Origin of the sequence: Allofournierella sp., from assembly GCF_048388525.1 — a bacterium.
Classification (GTDB): domain Bacteria; phylum Bacillota; class Clostridia; order Oscillospirales; family Ruminococcaceae; genus BQOK01.
Genome location: NZ_DBGCTQ010000068.1, coordinates 45,075 through 61,233, shown reverse-complemented (window position 1 = coordinate 61,233; position 16,159 = coordinate 45,075). Strand labels below are relative to the sequence as shown.

Here is a 16,159-nt window from a genome sequence, read left to right as displayed (position 1 = left end):
ATAGAAAACTATGGATATTTTCAGCTTTGCCTTTTTTATTGCAGCTACACAGGCTTTTTACATTTCGGTATTGTGGATGGAGCACTATTGCGCTATGGGGGAAAGTACTATAACCAATTAAATAAGCGAGTCTTTAGTGGACAGTTTTGGCTATTGGCAACACTTGAAATATTTGTTTCATTGATTGTTTGTGTGGTGGCAGTTGTTTATATAGAAGGTGAAAAAGGCAAGATCTGGTTTTTTGTTGGGATGGTTATTGCTTTAACTATTCCACGATATTTTTTACAATTTATACTACAAGCGACCAATCGTATTAAGGAATATGCGTTTGTTGTGGTCATTGAAAAGGTAGTATATCTTATTGGCGTTCTGATTTGCTTGGGTACAAGGCAAAAATCATGGCAACCTTTTGTAGCGGCAGATTTTTTGGGAAAAGGAGTCGCGCTTATTTATTGCCTTGTTTCGTGTAAAGAGATCGTTTTCAGAAGACCCGCAAGTTTATTGGAATCTTTTCGAGAAACAAAAGAGAATATTATACCGGGTATTAAGATTACGTTTGCTACAGTAGCAAGTATGCTGATTATCGGGTTTGTGCGAATTTCAATTGAAAATCAGTGGGATGTTGAAACCTTTGGGAAAGTCTCTCTTACAATGTCAGTTTCCAATTTACTGATGATATTTATCAATGCAGTAGCTTTAGTAATGTTCCCTATGCTAAGACGCACCGATCCGGAAAAACTTTCGGGTATTTATAACACTATGCGTACTTGTTTAATGATTCCTCTTTTGGGAATGCTGGTGTTTTATTATCCAATTAAAGTGGTTTTATCTGCGTGGCTGCCACAATATGCGGATAGCTTAGTTTACATGGCGCTTCTGTTTCCAATGTGCGTGTTCGAAAGCAAAATGAGTATGTTGATTGCTACTTATATGAAAGCGCTACGAAAAGAAAAATGGTTATTGCTCGTAAATATAGCGACCCTTATATTGAGCATTGTTATCACAATAGTTACAGTGTTCTGGCAACATAATTTGAACTTGGCGGTTGCATCAATTGTTTTTGTGTTAGCTTTTCGCTGTGTGTTTGCGGAACTATTGCTTTCAACAACAATGGAGATTTATGTGCATCGGGATATCCTTTTGGAATTGTTGTTGACAATTGTATTTATTATATCCAGTTGGTTTGTGGGTGGGTTAAAGGGATTGGTATTTTATGTGGTCGCATATTTTGCCTATTTGTTCGTGAAACGAAAAGATATTGAAGAGTTGGTTTGCAGAGTAAATAAATATATTCGAAGATAAATTTTTGTAAAACATAAGCACCACGGTAAATAAAATGTATTTTAACAAGTAAAACAGAGAGTAAGATAAAAAAATGAGAAAAAACTACGCTCTTCTTGATGTGATACGCTTAGTGATGGCGGTTTTGGTGCTATATATCCATGTGCCAGCTTTTGCTGATTCATTTGAGGAAGTGAATTATTTGTTGAAATATGGTATAGCTCGTTTAGCAGTGCCTTTCTTTTTCATTTGTAATGGATATTTTTCTTTTTCTGAAAATATAGCTAACATAAAGTTGCAGGCGCGAAAAATGTTGCAACTTTATTGCATATGGACTTTAATCTATTCTCCGATTATTCTTTACAATTTTGTGATTGACCCTCGAAAAAGTATATTGATGAAAACGCTTTTAATTTTGCGTGACTTTTTATTAATAGGATCTTATTCACAGCTGTGGTATCTTTTGGCGGCTGCGCTGGGCTTTTTATTATTGTATAGTATGCTCCAAGCTCACTGAACTTGGAAGTGGATTTTATTTGTTGCCGCACTTCTATATGGTATAGGAGTGTTTTATGAAGGCTATAGAGAAATTCTGGAATTGAGCATTTTTAAAAATATGGAATTTATCGAAGAATTGGTTAACGGATATAATGTTTTTATGGGCACAGCAAGAAATGGTTTGTTCTTTGGATTTCCATTCATTGCATTGGGATATTGGATGAAGAAAAAAGAAAGTTTTTACAATGGCAAATCTGTGCAAGTCTTTTTGGGAGGAAGCATTGTGCTTGTTATTATTGAAGCATTAGGACGATATCAAGCAGGAGGAAGTGAAATGTTATTCTCTCTTTTTCCAGCATCATATTTTCTTTTTTGTGCTTTAACTCAGTCAAAATGGGGCCATGACACTCATAGAATTCGAAAGTTGAGCGCACTTCTCTTTTTCGAACATCAATGGGTTAATTTTATTTACAGTATTCTTAAAAGCATGGGAATTGGATTTTTTTGCGGAGGAATGACCCGACGATTTATGGTTGTTCTATGCACCTCATTTTTAGTGGGAGAATTAGTCTTGCTTTTGAGTGATAAAACTGGATTTAGATATCTCAAGAAATTATATTGAATAAAAAGATATAGCCAAAATTTATATAGTGGCCCGTTTTTTCGATTATATGAAGCGAATACTTTGATAAAAACTATGTATAGTACGATGTGTTTCAATGATGATTGATGAAGAAGGTGTTTCTATGAAAATCATGTAAACCAAGAAAGAGGAATAATAAGATTTAGGGGAATACAAATATAATTTGGAAGGAAAAGATAGTGATTAATAATAACAGGGCCTTTATTACCGGCGCAGCCGGCTTTATCGGTTCCAACCTGGCAAAGCGCCTGTTGGAAACCGGGCAGAATGTGGCAGTGGTTGGCCTGGACAACATGAATGATTACTATGATATTCGGATTAAAGAGGCCCGGCTTGCGGAACTGGAGAAGTTCCCGAACTTCACCTTCATTAAGGGCAATCTAGCGGATAAGGCGTTGATTTTTACGCTTTTTGAGGAATATGTGCCGGATGTTGTAGTCAACTTGGCAGCTCAAGCAGGGGTGCGCTACAGCATTGCCAATCCGGATGCTTACATCGAAAGCAACATGCTGGGCTTTTATAACGTTCTCGAGGCCTGCCGCCACTCCTATGACGGCGGTGCGCCGGGGGTGCAGCACTTGGTTTATGCTTCTTCTTCCAGCGTGTATGGCACCAACAAAAAAGTGCCTTATTCCACAGAGGATAAGGTGGACAACCCTGTCAGCCTGTATGCGGCCACGAAAAAAAGCAATGAGCTGATGGCCCACGCCTATGCGAAGCTTTACAACATCCCGTGCACCGGCCTGCGCTTTTTTACAGTGTATGGTCCGGCGGGGCGGCCGGATATGGCGTATTTCGGCTTTACAAACAAGTTGCTGAAAGGCGAGACAATCCGGATCTTCAATTACGGTAACTGCAAGCGGGACTTTACTTATATCGATGACATCGTGGAGGGCGTTGTGCGGGTGATGCAAAAACCGCCCGAAAAGAAAACTGGCGAGGATGGGCTGCCCATCCCGCCGTATGCGGTTTACAATATTGGCAACAACCAGCCGGAGAATTTGCTGGATTTTGTGCGGATCTTGCAGGAAGAGCTGGTCCGCGCCGGGGTACTGCCCGCCAACTATGACTTTGAAGCGCATAAGGAGCTTGTTCCCATGCAGCCGGGCGATGTGCCGGTCACCTATGCCGACACCGCGCCGCTGGAACGCGATTTTGGGTTTAAGCCCAGCACCGACCTGCGCACGGGGCTGCGCAAGTTTTCTGAATGGTACAAGGCCTTTTACATGGAATAACGTGGGAAGAGGAATTGACGATGAATAAAAAAATTGCGGTTGCAGGCACCGGTTACGTGGGTTTGTCCATTGCGGTGCTGCTGGCACAGCACAACACGGTTACAGCGGTGGACATTGTGCCGGAAAAGGTGGAGCAGATCAATGGACGGAAGTCGCCTATACAAGATGAGTACATTGAAAAGTACCTCGCGGAAAAAGAACTTGACCTGACCGCCACGCTGGACGGGGAAGCAGCCTATAAGGATGCGGAATTTGTGGTGATCGCGGCGCCCACCAACTACGACAGCAAGAAAAACTTTTTCGACACCTCGGCAGTGGAAGCCGTGATCGAATTGGTGATGAAGGCGAACCCAGAGGCCCTCATGGTGATCAAATCCACGATCCCGGTTGGCTACACCGCTTCCATCCGGGAGAAAACCGGCAGCAAGAACATTATTTTCAGCCCGGAGTTTTTGCGGGAGAGCAAAGCACTGTATGATAACCTTTACCCCAGCAGGATCATTGTGGGCACCGATATGCAGGACGAGCGCCTGGTGCGGGCGGCGCATACCTTTGCGGGCTTACTGCAGGAGGGAGCTTTAAAAGAGGATGTTGACACATTATATATGGGCTTCACCGAAGCGGAGGCGGTGAAATTGTTTGCCAATACATACCTTGCGCTGCGGGTGAGCTATTTTAACGAGCTGGACACCTATGCGGAGATGAAAGGCTTAAATGCCCGGCAGATCATTGAGGGCGTGTGCTTTGACCCGCGCATTGGCAGCCACTACAATAACCCCAGTTTTGGGTATGGCGGTTACTGCCTGCCCAAAGACACGAAGCAGTTGCTGGCCAATTACCAGGATGTGCCCGAGACCCTGATCGAGGCGATCGTGGAATCGAACCGCACCCGCAAGGACTTTATTGCAGACCGGGTGCTGGAGGCTGCCGGGGCATATGCGGCGAACGACAGCTGGAACACGGCCAAGGAACACAGGGTGGTGATCGGCGTTTATCGCTTGACTATGAAGTCTAACTCGGATAATTTCCGCCAGAGCAGCATCCAAGGCGTGATGAAGCGTGTCAAGGCAAAGGGGGCGACGGTGATCATCTACGAGCCGACCTTGAAGAACGGCGAAACGTTCTTCGGCAGCGAGGTGATCAACGATTTGGTGGCTTTTAAAGCGCAGGCACAGGTGATCATCACCAATCGTTACGATACCTGTTTGGACGACGTGCAAGATAAGGTTTATACACGCGATATTTTTCGGCGGGATTGAATGGCTTAATCATTTTGCACGTTTATCTGTGTTTAGTTTTGAAGGAAAAAGGCGTGCAAGTATCTGGTTGGTTATCCAGATACTTGCACGCCTTTTTGATTTATATAATTTCGTTTCAGCCGTTATTATACTATTATCCTTTAAAAAGCAACTGCTTTTCACTGTTATTGTAAAATTTAACCAATAAAATTGTGATATCTGACAGTATTTCGCGAAATAAAAATCGCGAAAAATCGTATAAAACAGCAAATTAAGTCGAACACCCCTACGCCCCGCGCCGGAGAATAAAGGATAATAGTATATTATCAAATCAGCAGCTCACCAGCCCGTTCGCTGCACGGAAAGGAGGGGCGAAAGCGCGGGCATTTTGAAGACAAAACCAAGGTTTGAAAGGAGCTTTATCATGCAGTTATCCACAATCCCTTTGACCAGTATTTTGCCCCACCAGGCGGGCGACACCCAGTGCGGAGCCTACTGCCTGGCCTATTACAATTGGCTGAACGGCACGGGCGATCCGTCACCGTTTGTACAGACCGCCGAAAGCGAGTTTAATTTCCAGAAAAGTGCGCAGCTCAAGGGGCAGATCCAGGACATTTTTGATCATGTCCGGTTTCAGGAGGAGGCCATCCCCGCGCTGCCCCAGGGCTACGAAGACCTGGCCGAGATGCTTGCCGATTTTTCCAGCCCGATCAGCATCATGCGCGAACTGCTGGTGCGGGGGCTCGGGCCCCAGTTCTACAAGGGCGACCTGGCCGACGGCTTGGTGAACCCCATCCTTGCCAGCCATGGCTACCCGGACGGACCGCTGGCCGCACAGGCAAACGCCGCTGCCAGGATCCATGCCGACGCGCTGCCCCTGGACCACATGGGCTATATGATCTCGCTGTGGGGCCTGCCCAACGAGACGACTGGGGCGTTTATCCCCTACCATTATGTGCTGCTCAAGCATGAAGAGGGGGTACTGTATGTGATCGACCCGGCGGCAGGAAAGGTGCAGCCCATCTCTCCGGATCCGACGGTAGCGGGCGCCGTGACCTTTGAAGAGGCGGTGGACGGTATGCAGTACGGGCACGCAGGTTTTGTTTTTTAAAAAGAGAGGAGATTTAAAATGGCGGAATATATTTCTGAAAGTTTGAGCATGCAGCTGGGAGCCGAGTTCACCCTGCTGCGCACCCCGCTGTTCGCCGGGGTGAAAAAGAACGGCGCCGACGGCTATGAGATCCTGGTTACCCCCACCGATAATCTGGCCGGGCCCGGCATGACCATTCAGGAGATGGTGGCGGACGTGAACAAGCTCATGGGCAAGGCGGACGCGCTGAACGCGGAGCAGGTCGAGAGCCAACTCTCCACCCTGAACCCCAATTCCGGGGTGGACTTTACGCAAATCCGCATCTGCCTGAACCAGGCGTTTGTGCACTACACCAGCAGCGACAGCGCGGTGGAATACGCCCTGTGCATCGTGGTGGACGCCCATGAACTGCTGCCGGCGGATATGGGCCTGGTGAACATCAACCGGCTCACACTGGCGGTGTGGAATACCACCCGCCCCGCCGTGCTGGAGCGCATGGGCCTGGGCGGCGACACCGCCCTGCTGGGGGCCTGAGCGGTGGCGAACCTGGCGCTGTATGCGGACGGGCAGCTGTGGGGCCTTTCCTGCCGCGCACAGGCTTTGCGGGTGAACGGCACGGCACAGCTGCAGGGGGAGGTCTCGCTGGACGGCGAGACCTTCCCGCGGCTGCTGACAGGTCTGGGCCTGCCGCAGCAGACTGCCGACGCATTGTGCCGCGCACTGACCCTGCCCAAAACGAAGGCGGCCTTTTTTTACGGCGGCGGCCGCATGGGGCTGGCCGTAAATTGCCCGGGGCTGTGTTTCGCGGCGGCCAAGAGGCCCGAAGCGGTGCTGGTGCTCGCGCTGGAGACCGCGCGCCTTGCGGGGGCGGAAAATCTGCTTTTGCGGGGGGCATACCAGGCGGCGCACTTTTTTTGTGTTGAGCGGCTCTACTTTCAATACGGCAGGGGTCCGCTGCCTGGCGGATGCGCCGCCGCCACGGGGATCAAGGCCCCGGACGAGCTGCCGGAGGCGGCGCTGCAGAGCGATATGATGCTGTATGGGCGGATGCGCCTTGCGGGAAGTGAAAGCCTGTTCGCACAGGGCATGCGGGCACTTTTGGGCCTGGATGAAATGGGGTTTGCCGCCCTTAAGGCAGGGCAGACGGTCTCGGCAGGGGTTTATGTGGGCCGGCTCACCGCCGGCAGCGTGCAGGTAAAAGGGCTTTTTTGCATGGCGGGCAGCAGCGGGGTCAGCGTGAGCGGCGAATTGAGCGTGGGCAGCTTTGCGTTTGTGCTGGCCGGCGCTATGGGTCCGGGTGAGTTTTCCATTGGCGGGGCCATGCCGGAAGGCAAGGTGATCGAGCTGGGCCGGGGATGGAAGATCACCGAGCTGGCGCTGGCCATCGGCTACGGCAAGGGCCTCTCCATCTCGATGCTGGGGCGCATCACGGCGCGGGAACTCATGCTCTTTGTGGCCTTCAGCTTTTGCACCGCCCCCGGCCCGGCGGCGCTCAAGCTGTTCAGCGCCGCCTCCAGCCCGCTCAGTTTGCCAAAACTGGTGAATTCCTTTGTGAACAAGACCGTTTCCGGGGTGGACGCGTTCGATTTTATTCAGATTGAGGGGTTCGCCCTGCCGGGCGCGCCCACCCTGGCCGCGGAAGAACTGAACGGCGGGCAGGCCGCGCTGCTGGCGGGCATGGACCGGGCGCTGACGCCCGCCCGGCTGGCGCTGCAGGGAGCTGGCAAGGTGAGCCGCTTCGGCGATGGATGGATGGTGACCGACACCGCGCGTATGCGCCACTACATGGTGGAAAAGAGCGGCCGGGTGCTGCTGAACCCGCAGTTTTATTATGCGCGGGAGAACCAGCCCCCCCTGGGGGGCTACGAGATCCGGCGCGGGGCGTTTTTCTGCGGGGTGATCCAGCTTTTGGGAGTGAGGATAAAGCTGTTTTTCCAGACCGACGACGACGGCGTTCTGGCTTACCTGAACATCAGCCCCATCCGCACACCGGTTTTCTCGCTGACTCAGTCCACTATGAAGACCTCGCACACGGTGGCAATGTCCGCGCCGGGCAGCATGGTGACCCAGTACCTGGACCCGGACGCCACCGGGCCGGAGCTGTTCCTCTGCATGAATACGGCCCAAAAATGCTTTTATCTGGACGCCCGGCTCAGCCTCTGGTCGATCCTGAACTTTGACGCGCATGTGGTGTTTGCGGACAAGAAGGTGAGCGTGGACGCTCAGTTCGATTTTTTGCGGCTGTTCCAGGTGAGCTTCTTTTTGCGGGCCGATTATTCCAGCTTCAACGCGCTGGATTTTGAGTTTTCCCTGATCGCCGACACCAGCGGCCTGAAAAAGCTGGTGGAGAGGGCAATCAACAAGCTGGAACAGGCCGCGCGGGAATACGACAGGCGCATGGACAACGCCGTGCAGAAGGTGAACGAGGCCCGCAACAGCGTGAACGGCCTGTGGAGCCAGATCCATTCCCTGGACGATAAGATCCAACGCTGCCGGGACCGGGTACGGAACGCCTCGCGCTGGGTGCGGTGGATCGTGGCCATCGGCGCGGGGTTTGAGATCGCGGCCTATGAGATCGCCAAGGCCGGCGTGTATGTGGCAATGGGGGTGGCACAGGCTGCCCTTGCCCTGGCCGAGGGGATCATACGGGCGGCGCAGGCCATCGGCGATGTGGCCCTGGCGGCCGTCCGGGGCTTTTTGCAGGGGGTCATCTCGCTGTTTTACATCGAGCGGCTGGCGCTGGCGGGCAAGGTGAGCGCGGGCTCGCACTCGGCCGCGCTGGGCATCAAGCTGGACTTTGTGGCCCTGGGCAAGAAGTATTCGCTGGGGGGCACGCTTCAGCTGGGAAGCGGCGCGGAGGGCCGGTGCGGCGACTTACTGAACGGCATGGTGGAAAACGGCACCGCCGACGACGTGAAGAAGCTCGGGGAGGCCGGGCGCAGCTCCAAGCAGCGCTACCGGGCAGCGTCGCTGGAGGGAAAGCTGGAACTCTTTGCACAGGGCGCCGATTACTGCGACCGCGCGGGGCGATATATGCGGGATCTGCAGGCAGCCTGTGCGCGGGAGTACGGCGCGGTGCTGCCCGAGAGCGAGAGCGTGCTGCTGGAGCTGGACGACGCGATCCAGGGAGCGCGCCAAAACGCGGAGCTGGTACTGCGCGTGACCGACAACATGAACTTTGCGCCCGCGCTGCGGGCGGTGGAGGAAAAGCTAGAGCAGCAGCCGGAGTCCCGCTTAAAACGCGGGCGGCAGCAAAATCTGGAGGACCTGAACGCCCAGTGGGAGCAGCTGCGCGCGCTGAAAAACCGGGTACGGGCCCAGAGCCGCACTACCTGCGCCCAGGCGGGGGAGGGCGTGCTGCGGGCCGCGCAGCAGAAGGCGGAGCAGGTACAGGCCGCGCGGGGGCCCCTTTCGGTGGAGGATCTGCACAGGGTGGACCCGGATCACATCCTGGACCGGGCCGAGAGCCTGATGTACGAAAAGTTCGGACCGGCCCGGGAGGATGGAACGTTCTGCCCCTATTGCGAACCGGTGATCCTGAGCGCGCTGGATGAGCGCCGCCAAAACCCCGAGAGGGGAAGGCAGGCGCGGGAAGCGCGCCGCACAAGAAGCCGCCGGGCCGATTATTCCCCGCGCTTATAATAACGAGGTGACAGATGGAACTGAAACACAAGCGCCCCCTGGGCAGGGGCATCCTGGCCGCCGCGTCGCTGAGCGCGGCGCTGGGGCTGGGGGCGGCGGTGACCAGCTGGCAGCCCGCCGCCCCCGCCGCCTCACTGCCCGCGGCCAGCTACACCCGACAGGCCGAGGACAGCGAATACGCGCTGCTTTTGTATATGGTGGGCAGCAATCTGGAGAGCGAGTGCGGCGCGGCCACCGCCAACTTGCAGCAGCTGCTGGCGGCGGATCTTGGCACGGTGCGGGTGGTGGGCGAGGCGGGCGGCAGCCTTTTGTGGCACACCGAGGGCTTCGAGGTGGGCAAAAATACCCGCTTTTGCATTGAACAGGGCCGGCTCACGGTCAAGGAGGTCCTGCCCGCCCGGAACATGGGCGAGGCGGGCACCCTGGCGGATTTTATCCGGTACGCCCGCGCCTCGTACCCGGCCGAAAAGACCGTCCTGGTGCTGTGGGACCACGGGGACGGGCCGGTGGGAGGCTTTGGGTGCGACGATCTGTACGGGGGCGATTCCCTCATGCTCACCGAGCTGGACGCCGCGCTGGCCGCCGCGGGCTGCGCAGACCAGCCGCTGGACGTGATCGGGCTGGACGCCTGCTGCATGGCCACGCTGGAAACGGCTCTTACCTTTTCGCCCTATGCCCGGTATATGGTGGCCTCGCAGGAGATGGAACCCGCCGCCGGCTGGGACTATGCCGCCGCGGCGCGGCTGCCCGGCACGGGCCCACGGGACGCAGCGCTGCTGCTGGCACAGCAGTACTACGAAAAAAGCGCCCCCGCCTATGCGGCCGCCACCGTGAGCGTGACCGATCTGGCGGCGCTGGAGGGTCTGGCGCAGCAGGTGGAAACGCTGGCGGCGGGGCTGGAAGAAACGCCGCCTGCCGCGCAGGCGCAGGCACGGGCGGGCGCGTTCGGGTTCGGCGGGGCCGGCCGGGCGCAGGGGCAATCGGATCTGGCGGATCTGCGCAGCCTGGTGGGCGCGCTTGCGCCCCTGACCCCGGCGGGGGCGCAAGGGGCTCTGCCGGCGTTGGACACAGCTCTGGAACAGGCTGTTCTGCTGACCCTCAGCGAGGACGGACAGGCCTGCGGCCTGTCGCTGTATGCGCCCTACGCCGAGCTGTACGACGCGGCGAATCAGCTGCAGCGGTACCGCGCGGTGGGCAAGCTGCCCCGGTACGAGGCCGAGGCCCAGGCGTTTGCAGAATATCTGCAAAGAGCACGTTTGGCCCAATTTGAACCCATGGAGATACAGGCGGCGGACGGCTGGCTGGAGGCGCAGGGGCCGCCGGGTGTGCGCAAGGTATACGCCACCCTGTGGGAGCAGGACGAGGCCACGCCGGATTATTATTACCTGGTGGGCACCGACAGCGATGTGCAGACAGAGAACGGGGAATACAGCTACCCGCTGAACGGTGAGTGGACCTTTTTGGGCGGCCAGCCCCTGTGCACGCTGGAGCTGCAAAGCCCCACCGGCCTGTATACGCAGTATGCCTGCCCGGTGCTGTATGGCGGGCGGCGCGCGAACCTGATCCTGCAGTACGACCTGCAAAACCCCTATGGCCGGGCGGCCTACCTGGTGCCGCTGGGGGAAAACGGCTTTTCCCGCCAGATCCTGCCGCTGCAGGGCGGCGAGCGGCTGACGCCGCTCTACCCGGTGGAGGCCTTTGCCGATGCGGAGACGGGCGGGGGAGCGGAGCCGGAAAACCCGGGCGAGTACCCCACCGCCGTGCCGGGCTTCAAGGTGGGCGAAACGTTTACCTACGGGAGCGGCATGACCCCCGAGGCGCTGCCCGCCGCCGATGCGGCGCTGTACGGCTTCTGGTTTATCACCTGGGAAAACCAGGACGTTTATTCCGACTTTTACGCGGCCGCCTGAGCCGCGCAAGAGATAAACGATTGAAAACAGGGGCGTTCTGCGCTATACCTGCAAATCTCCTCACGGGGAATGGGCTTTGAACTGTGAAGAGGTGCAGACCAACTGCCGGACGTTTTTGCAGGCGCACCCCAACGAAACCATTGTGGTTTCCATTAAAAAAGAAGACGGTGAAGACGCATTGATGGGGGAGCTGGACAGGCCGTTCCCTCCGGACCTGTGGGAAACCGAGTCTACTGCTCCGCCCTGGGCCAATCGGTTCGACACCGGCCTGTGGTACACAGGCCCCGCCGTTCCGGCCCTGGGCGCGGTGCGCGGCAAGCTGGTACTGGTGCGGCGCTTTGCGCTGCCTGACGGCATGGAGAATTTTGGAATCGATCTTTCGCGTTGGGATATCATTCGAGAGAGCGATAAAAGCGTTCGGGTATTCAACATTTCCCCAGGCAACGCTCTTGTGCAGGATAAATACGATTTTAGGCCTACACCCACTCCTGCTGTTACAGCAGAAGACAAATGGGAGCACTGGGTCAAGCCTGCCTTTGAAGATTTCAAAAAGTCCCGACTTCCCCACTCGATTCAGATCAACTGCACCAGCTGCACGAATTTGATGAATGTGCCCGGGATCGCCGAGGTGTTGAATCCCAGGCTGATGGATTACCTCACGGCGCAGCCCATGAACAGCTTTCATTGCTGGGTGGCGAGCGATTATGTAACCGAAGAACTTTGCCGGGCAATTTTTTCCATGAACGACCCGGGCGCAGGACTTTAAATAGGGAACTTTACAAAGAGAGGAGAACAATATGAATTATTTTGTATTGGATCCGGCAAATGGCACGACGGCTCCCAACTTTGCCAACCTGTTTGCCGTTTATAATGCGGCGAACAACTTTGCCGCGGCGCTGGCCGCGCCCTCAGGGACACTGAACCGGGGGGCGCCCATGGGAAATGGAACCAACCTGCTCACGAACCAGCGCACACAGCTGGCGCTGGGCGCGCCGAACATTGCCTGCGTGGCCGGAATGATGACCTGCACGGCGGTGATTGCCAAGTGCGGCGGCTCGCCCTATTTTGTGCTGCACGCGGGCAGCGGCATGCTGGACGCGGATGCCCGCAACACACTGAACCAGCTGATGGCCACCTTCGGGCCGGCGGGCCAGGCGGTATATGTGATCCCGCAGCACATATATGTGGCGAGCTATCAGCGCGATATCGATGAACTCAACGCCCTGGGCTACGACATTTGCTTTATCACCAATCCCGGCGAAAGCATCAGCTCGGTGCAGGTGAACGGCGCGGGCGATCTTTACTTGGCGTGATGGTCCGCAAAGCGGGGCCGCCGCCCGGAATGGATTCAAAAAGGAGGCGTGGATGTAAAATGGATCTTCACACAGAGCCAGGCGGCCCGGCCGCAAAAGGGCCGCGCCGCTTGGAATGGCCCCTGGCCCGGCATGTGCTCACCGCCGGCTGGCTTTACAGCGACGGCAGCCTGCACCGCGCGGTCGACCTTCAAGCGGCCGTGGGCACCCCGGTGTACGCGGCGGCTGTCGGAACGGTGAGCGCCGTGCACCAGTGGAACGGCACCGTGACCTGCGGCGATACCAACAGCTATGGCAATATGGTTAAGCTTGCCCACGGCGAGGGGCTGGAAACCCTGTACGCCCACCTGGACCGGCTTGCAGTGGTGCCGGACCAGCCCGTGAGCGCAGGTGAAGTAATTGGCTACAGCGGAAATACCGGCCACAGCTTTGGGCCGCACCTTCATTTTGAGGTACGGGCGCAGGGGCGCCGGGAAAACCCGCTCTGCTGGCTGGATCCGGATTTTGCCTGCGCCCGCGCGGGAGTGTACACCTACGGCCCGGGCGAGAGCTGGGCCCCGCCCGTGTGGGAGGCGGTGCGGGGCGTGGTGCTGCGCTGCACCAGCGCAGAGCATCCCCGCTGCGAAATTTTCAGTGCACCCAGTGTGGACGCGGCAGCCGGCAGCCTTGCGCTGCACGAGCGTTGCCCTGTGCTGGAAAAAGGGGGCGCGGTGCGGCTGGCCGGAATGACCGGCACCTGGTACAAGCTGCTGCGCAGCGGCCGGCCGGTCTACTGCCTGGCTCTGCCGGACGGCCGCTGTGTGTTGGAAAGTGCGGCGGGCGCAGAAACGCTTTAAACAATGGACAGGGCCTGCCCGAAAAGGGCAGGCCCTGTCCATTGTTGTGTGGGAAATGCGGCCCGCCGTTCATTTAGGGCTTTTCCAGCCGCCCCCGCGCAGAAAGCGGAGCAGGGGCTCGCCGGGGGTGTTGCATTTCACAAAGGCAAGGATCTCGCCCTCGCCGCAGGGCAGTTTGTGGAAACCGGGGGGATAGGGCGCGCCGTCGAAGGCGCACCGCCAGCGGCCCGCGGGCAGGTACACGGTGCGGCCCAGTGCGCCCTCCTCCAGCACAGGGGCCACCAGCAGGCTGCGGCCCAGCATGTATTGGGTATGGCAGGCTTGTGCGGCGGGATCCCCGGGCCAGTCCAGCACCAGGTGCGCCATCAGGGGCCGGGCGTTCTGTGCGCAAAAGTGCGCCTCTGCCGCAAGATAAGGTATAAGCTGCATGCGCAGGTCTGCGTAGTGGCGGAAATAAGCGTTCAGCCAGGGCGCGTGCATACAGCGGGCCATGTTCCAGGGGCTTCGGTCGTTGTTTGCGCCCTGCGTGGGCTCGGAATGGAACTGCATCAGGGCGCTGAACGCCGCCAGGCTCACGCTGCGGCAATACAGCTCCAAGGTGGGAAGCCTGCCCGCAAACCCGGCCAGGTCAAAGCCCATAAACAACACGCCGCTCAGGCCCGCGGAAAGGCAGGCGGCCAGCTGCGCCCGGTATTCGCTGAAACAGGAGCACTGGTCGCCGGTCCAGTGGATGGCGTATTTTTGTGCGCCGGAATAGCCTGCCCGGGTAAAGTTCACGCCGCGCACCTGCTCTTTTTCCAGCAGCTGCCGGTAAGCCGCCTCGTAATGCAGGGGGTAGGTGTTGCGCAGCTGGCGGCCGGTGGCCCCGCCAAAAAACAGGGCGCGGTCATCGGTGACCAGCTCGCCGCTGTCGGTCTTGAAACCGCAGGCGTGGTATTCCTTCAGCAGGTACGCCCGTTTTTGCTGCCACCAGGCCACCGCTTCCGGATTGGTAAAATCCAGCAGCAGGCTGCCCTTGAACCAGCCTTCCGGGCAGCGGAAGGGCTGGCCGGTGGGCAACATAACGCAGTAGCGCTGTTGAATGGCGTATTCCATGTCCTGCTGTGCCTGGGGGTACTCCCCGTTGGGAGGCATGCGCAGAATGGGCGCCTGCCATAGAATCAGGTGCAGCCCGCGCTCGCAGAGAGTTTGGCAGAGCGCGCGTGGGTCGGGCCAGCGGGGGTTGTGGGAAAAATCGAGCTCGCCGCCGGAAAAACAGTGGCTGCCCGGGGAAACGGGGTGCCGGGCAGCCTCGAAGCGATCGAAGAGGGTGTCGTCGCTCCAGCGTTCCAGCACGAACACGGTGGCCGGAATGTGGTGGCGGTCCAGCTGCTGCAGCTGCTCCTGCACAGCGGCGGCGGTTTCCCAGCGGTTGGAGGAAATCCAGGGCCCGAACGCCCAGTCCGGCGGTTCCAGGGCCTGGCCGGTCAGAGCCTGGTACTGCCGCAAAACAGCAGGGGGCGGCCCCAGAAGGATGCGGTCGCTGAAAGCCGGCGTGCCGGGCGTGCACTGGTATTCCAGCCGGGCGCGCACAAGAGCTTCGCACCCGGATTCAAATTCCGCGGTGAATTCCTCGCCGCCCCCGTGCAGCACCCCCACGCCCCGTTCGGTGTAAAACAGCGGGATGGGCAGGTAGCTGCGCTGCCCCTGAAAGGTGAACCGTTCAAAGCTGCTGAAAACGACCTGCCTGCCGGCCTGGTCCGGGCTGGTATACCGCTCGCCGGTGCCGTATAAGTGTTCGCCCGCCAGTTCCAGTGTAAGGCGGGCCTGCCATACGCAGCCCTCTGCGGTGACGAGCAATTCCAGGCGGGTGGGGACGCGCAACAGGCGGCGGCCTTCACACCAAAGCTCCAGCGCGCCGCCGCCGGGGGCGGGCGACAGGGTATAGGGCCCCGCGGTAAGGGAGGCGGGACCCGGCAGCACATCGGAGGGCTGGTGGGCCCCGCACAGCGTAAGGGTGTGGCTGGCGCCAAGTTCGTTCAGGCACCAGCTCCAGCAATATCCGCCCTGCCGCGCACTGAAATAAAGCCGCAGCTCCTGCCCGGCCTGCCGCAGGGCGGCCGGCTGCTCTAAAACAACCGGGTCCAGCACCGTGTATTCAAACAGGTCGCTGCAAACGCCGTTTGAAGCCTGGATGCAGTATTCCACCTGGGAAAAAGACGGCAGGGCGGGCAGCAAAAAGGAAAAATACGCCCGGCCCTCGTCGTCCAGGCCTTCGGGCTCCGCCTGCCGCAGCGGTGGCCGGGCCGCACCGTTCACCGCCCAGGCAAGCTGCCAGGCGCCGCAGTATGGCCCGCAAAGCTCCTCTGCCCGGAAATGGATCCGGACCGGCTGGCCCGCCGCCGGGTAGGCGGGGCTGCGCTCGTAGCCGCAGCTCTCGTAAGGGGAGGCGCTGTTGTATTGATGGCGAATGATCATGGAACCTTCCTTTCTT

13 protein-coding genes are annotated in these 16,159 nt (G+C 57.3%); 12 read left to right on the top strand and 1 reads right to left on the bottom strand.

Annotated features, from left to right (window positions below):
* The 12 genes from ACMLHZ_RS09000 to ACMLHZ_RS08945 form a co-directional block, all read left to right on the top strand.
* A partial coding sequence (locus ACMLHZ_RS09000; protein WP_418667410.1) for a lipopolysaccharide biosynthesis protein occupies positions 1–1,302 on the top strand: 1,302 nt, incomplete at its 5' end.
* 73 nt (positions 1,303–1,375) lie between these two features.
* Positions 1,376–1,798 carry an acyltransferase family protein gene (locus ACMLHZ_RS08995; RefSeq protein ID WP_418667409.1) on the top strand — a complete coding sequence of 141 codons (423 nt, stop codon included), beginning with the start codon at positions 1,376–1,378 and terminating at the stop codon, positions 1,796–1,798.
* Positions 1,799–1,897: 99 nt separating this feature from the next.
* Entirely contained in the window at positions 1,898–2,401 is a 504-nt protein-coding gene (locus ACMLHZ_RS08990) for a hypothetical protein (RefSeq protein ID WP_418667408.1), read from the top strand.
* 200 nt (positions 2,402–2,601) lie between these two features.
* The gene (locus tag ACMLHZ_RS08985; protein ID WP_418667407.1) at positions 2,602–3,657 is read left to right on the top strand and encodes an NAD-dependent epimerase/dehydratase family protein; all 1,056 of its coding nucleotides are present in this window, start codon (positions 2,602–2,604) and stop codon (positions 3,655–3,657) included.
* 20 nt (positions 3,658–3,677) lie between these two features.
* Entirely contained in the window at positions 3,678–4,916 is a 1,239-nt protein-coding gene (locus ACMLHZ_RS08980) for a nucleotide sugar dehydrogenase (protein ID WP_418667406.1), read from the top strand.
* A 403-nt stretch (positions 4,917–5,319) separates the two neighbouring features.
* Positions 5,320–6,006, top strand: coding sequence for a hypothetical protein (locus ACMLHZ_RS08975; protein ID WP_418667405.1), 687 nt, complete (start codon positions 5,320–5,322; stop codon positions 6,004–6,006).
* Positions 6,007–6,024: 18 nt separating this feature from the next.
* Positions 6,025–6,519, top strand: coding sequence for a hypothetical protein (locus ACMLHZ_RS08970; protein ID WP_418667404.1), 495 nt, complete (start codon positions 6,025–6,027; stop codon positions 6,517–6,519).
* Positions 6,520–6,522: 3 nt separating this feature from the next.
* On the top strand, positions 6,523–9,627 hold the full coding sequence (locus ACMLHZ_RS08965; protein ID WP_418667403.1) for a hypothetical protein: 3,105 nt from the start codon (positions 6,523–6,525) through the stop codon (positions 9,625–9,627).
* Positions 9,628–9,641: 14 nt separating this feature from the next.
* Positions 9,642–11,537, top strand: a complete 1,896-nt coding sequence (locus ACMLHZ_RS08960; protein WP_418667402.1) for a clostripain-related cysteine peptidase — start codon at positions 9,642–9,644, stop codon at positions 11,535–11,537.
* A gap of 76 nt (positions 11,538–11,613) precedes the next feature.
* A complete protein-coding gene (locus tag ACMLHZ_RS08955; RefSeq protein WP_418667401.1) occupies positions 11,614–12,303 on the top strand; it encodes a hypothetical protein in 690 nt (229 codons plus the stop codon).
* A gap of 31 nt (positions 12,304–12,334) precedes the next feature.
* Positions 12,335–12,850: a hypothetical protein gene (locus tag ACMLHZ_RS08950; RefSeq protein ID WP_418667400.1), complete on the top strand. Its 516-nt coding sequence runs from the start codon at positions 12,335–12,337 to the stop codon at positions 12,848–12,850.
* A gap of 59 nt (positions 12,851–12,909) precedes the next feature.
* Entirely contained in the window at positions 12,910–13,686 is a 777-nt protein-coding gene (locus ACMLHZ_RS08945; protein WP_418667399.1) for a M23 family metallopeptidase, read from the top strand.
* A 69-nt stretch (positions 13,687–13,755) separates the two neighbouring features.
* Here the strand turns inward: ACMLHZ_RS08945 and ACMLHZ_RS08940 are convergent, their stop codons facing one another.
* Positions 13,756–16,143 (bottom strand): TIM-barrel domain-containing protein, encoded by a 2,388-nt coding sequence (locus tag ACMLHZ_RS08940; RefSeq protein WP_418667398.1) that lies wholly within the window; start codon positions 16,141–16,143, stop codon positions 13,756–13,758.
* Positions 16,144–16,159 lie beyond the last annotated feature (16 nt).